Genomic DNA, 4968 nt, shown 5'->3' on the forward strand with positions numbered 1-4968 from the left:
TGTCTAGTCAAAAGAAAAAATGATAAAATAAGTCCGATAACCATAAACACAATTACGATATAATATGATTTCCATTTTATCATTTAGCAGGAGTTTTGTCTAAATTATGCACAACGTTTTCGTGTATGGAAAGTTGCGTGTTTGTGGGCGAGGATTTTCCGAAGGAAAATCGGAAGCCGGCAAACAAGCAACCAACTTTGTATTAGCTAAAACTAGCAATTTTTTATACACGGTGTTGTAGTGCGTTTTATTCTTTTTGTTCTTCGTGTTCTCTGTCTAATTCGACAATCATACTTTCAAAATCAGAGTATTGAAATTGAAATTCATCATAAGTTTCGTGATCCCAAAGAACAATCGGATAATTATTGTTTTCTGATTTCGTTGTTGTGTCAAAACACAAAAGCCCCCAATCACTCCAATTAGCAAAAGGAATACGTCCAGTTTCTATCAAGTCCTCACTTGGATAACCATCAAATATCATTTCCATTATTTTCGCCCGCCAAGTTTTTATCGGATGCGCACAAAACGAACATTCCGAGATGTATAATTCGTAAAAGTGCTTGTATTTTAGAAAATTCTTGTAGCTCAAAGGTAGTTTGTGTCCAATTTCTTTTTCTAATTCTTCCAGTTCTAAATCCGTTACAGTACTTTTAATCGGAAACCATTTATTCCACTCCTGATTTTTGTTGGCATTTTTTTCCGCCATTTCAGGTTCAATTTTAGTCGGTCTTGAATTCAAATCGAGAGCGATTATTTCGGTTAGATATTTGTCAATTATTTTCTCCAATGTGTTTTTTTTAATGCACTACAACGTGTTCGTGTATGGAAAGTTGCGTGTTTGGGGGCGAGGATTTTCCGAAGAAAAATCGGAAGCCGGCAAACAAGCAACTAACTTTGTATTAGCTAAAACTAGCAATTTTTTATACACGGTGTTAGCCCACGTTTTTTATTTTCTGATTAATTATCTCAAAAACTCTTCATTTTTATTTTTAACTAATCCAATATTCAATAAATATCGAGAACCATGCATATCAAATCCAATGATTTCAATTTTAACTCCGTTATTTTGCCATTTATAACTTCCCTCAAAGAATTTTTCATTTTTAAATTCGATGTCTATTAATGTTGGTTTTCCTAGTATTAGTTCTAAATGGTTTATTAATGTTTGGGATTTTTTATATCCGTCAATTCCAAATCCAAGAAGTTCAGTAACTCTTTCAAAAGGATTTGTCCATGGCAAAAATATCCACATACTGATTCCCAAGTTACTTTCATATCCGTCTAATATTTTGTGTTTTCCAAGATACCATTCGGTTCGGTCTCCTTTATCCTCTCTTATTTCCTTGTAATTATCAAGTTGATTAAAGGGTGTATTCCATGGAATGAGAATTTTTTTATCTTCAAGAAATATTCCTTTTTGAAGATTCATCCATATTTGATTTTCTTTTTCTAATTTATTAGCTGAATATGGAAATGAAAATGTATTATCAAGTTCAGATGTTGAACTAAATTTCGATTTGAATTCCTTTATTTTTCTTAGTATCCTCAATGTTTTTTAATGTGGGCTAACGTGTTCGTGTATGGAAAGTTGCGTGTTTGTGGGCGAGGATTTTCCGAAGGAAAATCGGAAGCCGGCAAACAAGCAACCAACTTTATGTTAGCTAAAACTAGCAATTTTTTATACACGGTGTTAGCAAACGTTTTTTAATATTTTTTCAATCCGTTTAATGTCTTCTATACTTGTCAGCTTTAATGTTTTGACAAATATATTGTCATTATTAATCTCAATTTCCAAACCTTTCTGATTCTCAAATTTTTCAAGAAGTCTGTTAATTTGAATTAAGTCAAAACTTTTTTTAAAAGTAAAGCATTCATAGTCTAAAAGCTTAATGTCATCATCATTTCTAAATTTGTCAAATATTTTTTCTGCCATTGATTTTTCTCTTAAATAATAATGTCCATTTACATTTTTAATTTTTTTCCAGAACATTAGATGGGATTCTTTATAGTCGTCTTGATAATAAGTCATTCCGTGTAGTTCAGGTGCAGGTAATATTACAATTCCATTTTCAAAAGAGAATGAGTTTGAGTAAGACCAATCATCATAATTATTTAAAGTTTTAGACTTGGCAAAAACATCAAATTGTTCATCAGTTAGTTCAGTTTTTCTATAATCTCTACTTTCTCTTAAATAGTTGAGTGCGACTTCAATTTGTTTTTCGTCTTCGGTAAGTAGCTTTTCCAAGTCAGTTTCAGGTACTGTTCTGTATTCGTTGTCGTGAGCAATCCAATGTCCAGATTCTGCCTCTTCCAATGTGATTTTTGTTCCAGTTTCAGGGTCGATAATGAATTCATCTTCCAAACTTTCCTTGAGTTTCTTTTCATATTCTTTTTCCCTTTTAGTTTTATGATTAAATAGAAAATAAAATCCAATAATTAAAAGTCCAAAAAATAGAATTTCGAAAAATATATTCATTGTTGTTTTTCAAATGTTTGCTAACGTGTTCGTGTATGGAAAGTTGCGTGTTTGGGGGCGAGGATTTTCCGAAGGAAAATCGGAAGCCGGCAAACACGCAACAAACTTTGTGCTAGCTAAAACTAGCAATTTTTTATACACGGTGTTGGCGTGTCGTTTTTATTTTTCGTTATAAATGTCACAATCTATTGTTCCACTTATGTCATTCATAAATTTTATTGTCCTTATTACTGAAGTGAAGTCCAGGACTTTCATCTCCGAGAAAAATAACCACTTCTAAAACATAAGCAAATTCAGGGTTTTCGTTTTTCAGTCCGATTAATTCACTTTTATGTTTTTCAAGTTTGTCAATCAGTTTTTCAATTTCTTTAAAATAGTATGGATTTGTTAATTTTCCAGAAGAAAACTCCCAAATCGTACTAGCAGGCGTTTTTCCGTTCTCAAATTTCCTTTTAAAATCAGTCGGCTTTATAGTCAAAAAAGAGTCAAAATCCGAGAGTCCGAAATTTTCATTTTCGGTTTTGATTGCAAAGTATGTATAACCTTTAGTATTTGTCATTTATAATCATCCGTTTGCATATTTGTCAATCAATTCATAAAATTTGTCTTCTATAAATTCTTTTTTATTTGATTCAAACACTTCTTTTGGTTTTTCCCAATCATTGTCATAAATGACATAGATTTTATAATTCTCTCTGTAAAATCCAACGTCTAAAATCGGTCCTTCTTCATAGATATGACTTAACTGTAAAATATCTTCCGTTTTTTCAGCGGTAACTAACCAATTTTCGTTTAACATAAATCCATTTTGGTCATATTCAATATTCCATTGGTTTATATTACTCGATATTTTACTATTCTTAATCATTTTCTTGATGTTTCTCAAATGCACGCCAACGTGTTCGTGTATAAGCCGTTGTGACTCGTTAAAAATTGTGTTTGCAAATTAATGCTGTTTTTATTCTTTTTTTGCCGACTTTCCAAAAGTGTACAGACCTAAACAATGGCTTATACACGGTGTTGCCCACAGTTATTTTTATTTCTCCGTTTCCGTTGTCGGTCAGCCGTCTAATTTAATTCTTTTTAATATCTTCCGCTCGGATTATTTAATGCTCGGATTTCAAGATTTATTAGTTTTAAGAAAAACAACATAAAGATTATGCAATTCGAAATAAAAAATGGCAGATGTCACGAACTAATCTTCCGACGATGGAAGCTGGCTAAGGATGGGATTACCAAAATCTTCCCTAAATTGGCTAAAGCTTTTCCATTTTGGATAGAAGTGGACTGTCATTTCTGCGACTGTTGCGGGTCGTAGTTTTCCGATTAGAGCCGAGTTAGTTCCTTGGCTCTTTAATCTTTATGTCGTTTTTATTTTTAACTTTCTTTTTGTTTTGCGTTCCTAGGCTGTCTTTCGTAATCCCTTTCAAATTCCTCTTTTGTCTCTACTATTTCCGATCCGCCCTCTGGCTTCATTATAAGATAACGGCCTTTATGCTCTATTACCGCTGCATATTGTTTTTTCATTTACGGATATTTTTATTTGTCCGTAATTTAGGAATTTTCTTTATATTGGTCAAAAATTAACTATATGTTTCTGTCAATCCTTAATTTTATTTTGTTTCTCCAAATCGGCGGTGCGGATAAGGATATGTACAATAACGCTGCGGAAGATAATTCCTTTATTGGTACTATCGGTGCCATTATAGTCGGCGGCATTATCTGGTGGTTAATTATCTCTACTTCCAATAATAAAAAACGATAGTTATGAACGAACAAGAATTTATCACTTTATACACAAACAGATTGCAAAATATAATTCAAAGTTATTTTTCGAAGTTGGAAATTACTCAAAGAGATTATCCTGAACATTTGCAAAGTCAAATAGATAACTATGAAGCCGAAATAAAATCGATTGCCAATATACTTGTGACAGATATAGTTTTGGAAAATAATATTAATTTACAAGACATGTTTAAATCCAACTCACATCCTTATTATCTTTTAAGTAAATTGATATTAAAATCTTGGTCATTACAACCAAGCGTTATGCAATCATATACGGATTTTTGTAATACTCTTAAATAATAGGTAATTCAAATTTTTCTCCGTCAACTTCAAATTTTAATCCTAAAGAAGAACCTAAATTCTTTGCCTTTTCTGATTGTAAGCTCATGGAGTGAAAAATGGAAAACAATATAGCTTCGTATCCTATTGCTCTTTTTTCTGATTCTATAAACATTTTTTCCATCTCCTCATAAGTATATTTTGGATTATTGGAAAGTTCTAATATCTTTTTATCTTTTTCGTCCATAAGTTGCTTTTATTTTCCACAACCTATACACTTTCAATGTTACCTGTCTAATTGTGGGCAACGTGTTCGTGTATGGAAAGTTGCGTGTTTGTGGGCGAGGATTTTCCGAAGGAAAATCGGAAGCCGGCAAACAAGCACCCAACTTTGTGTTAACTAAAACTAGCAATTTTTTATACAC

Annotated in this window: 10 protein-coding genes; 2 read left to right on the top strand and 8 right to left on the bottom strand. The window is 32.0% G+C overall.

Translation table 11 applies throughout. The annotated features are described in order from the left end of the window. Positions 1-247: 247 nt before the first annotated feature. From CDH49_RS15210 to CDH49_RS15680, 6 genes are all read right to left on the bottom strand, one after another. Positions 248-787, bottom strand: coding sequence for an SMI1/KNR4 family protein (locus CDH49_RS15210; RefSeq protein ID WP_100616388.1), 540 nt, complete (start codon positions 785-787; stop codon positions 248-250). 174 nt (positions 788-961) lie between these two features. Next, complete coding sequence (locus CDH49_RS15675; protein WP_157805341.1) at positions 962-1549, bottom strand: hypothetical protein; 588 nt, start codon at positions 1547-1549, stop codon at positions 962-964. Positions 1550-1690: 141 nt separating this feature from the next. Next, positions 1691-2476 (bottom strand): hypothetical protein, encoded by a 786-nt coding sequence (locus tag CDH49_RS15220; RefSeq protein ID WP_100616390.1) that lies wholly within the window; start codon positions 2474-2476, stop codon positions 1691-1693. A gap of 202 nt (positions 2477-2678) precedes the next feature. Beyond that, entirely contained in the window at positions 2679-3035 is a 357-nt protein-coding gene (locus tag CDH49_RS15225; protein ID WP_100616391.1) for a DUF4279 domain-containing protein, read from the bottom strand. Between the two features lie 6 nt (positions 3036-3041). Further along, positions 3042-3344 (bottom strand): hypothetical protein, encoded by a 303-nt coding sequence (locus CDH49_RS15230; RefSeq protein ID WP_100616392.1) that lies wholly within the window; start codon positions 3342-3344, stop codon positions 3042-3044. Between the two features lie 509 nt (positions 3345-3853). Further along, positions 3854-4003: a hypothetical protein gene (locus CDH49_RS15680; RefSeq protein ID WP_157805342.1), complete on the bottom strand. Its 150-nt coding sequence runs from the start codon at positions 4001-4003 to the stop codon at positions 3854-3856. Between the two features lie 64 nt (positions 4004-4067). On the opposite strand from CDH49_RS15680, the gene CDH49_RS15685 reads away from it, so the two are divergent. After that, a complete protein-coding gene (locus CDH49_RS15685) occupies positions 4068-4241 on the top strand; it encodes a hypothetical protein (protein ID WP_157805343.1) in 174 nt (57 codons plus the stop codon). Between the two features lie 2 nt (positions 4242-4243). Then, positions 4244-4564, top strand: a complete 321-nt coding sequence (locus CDH49_RS15235) for a hypothetical protein (RefSeq protein WP_100616393.1) — start codon at positions 4244-4246, stop codon at positions 4562-4564. Here the strand turns inward: CDH49_RS15235 and CDH49_RS15240 are convergent. Together CDH49_RS15240 and CDH49_RS15775 are read right to left on the bottom strand one after the other, a co-directional pair. Continuing rightward, a complete protein-coding gene (locus tag CDH49_RS15240) occupies positions 4557-4790 on the bottom strand; it encodes a hypothetical protein (RefSeq protein ID WP_100616394.1) in 234 nt (77 codons plus the stop codon). The two genes, CDH49_RS15235 and CDH49_RS15240, sit on opposite strands and share 8 nt — an antisense overlap. Further along, a partial coding sequence (locus CDH49_RS15775; RefSeq protein ID WP_204524836.1) for a hypothetical protein occupies positions 4774-4968 on the bottom strand: 195 nt, incomplete at its 5' end. The genes CDH49_RS15240 and CDH49_RS15775, both read right to left, overlap by 17 nt.

The sequence above is a fragment of the Confluentibacter citreus genome, assembly GCF_002807055.1.
In the GTDB taxonomy this organism is placed as follows: domain Bacteria; phylum Bacteroidota; class Bacteroidia; order Flavobacteriales; family Flavobacteriaceae; genus Confluentibacter; species Confluentibacter citreus.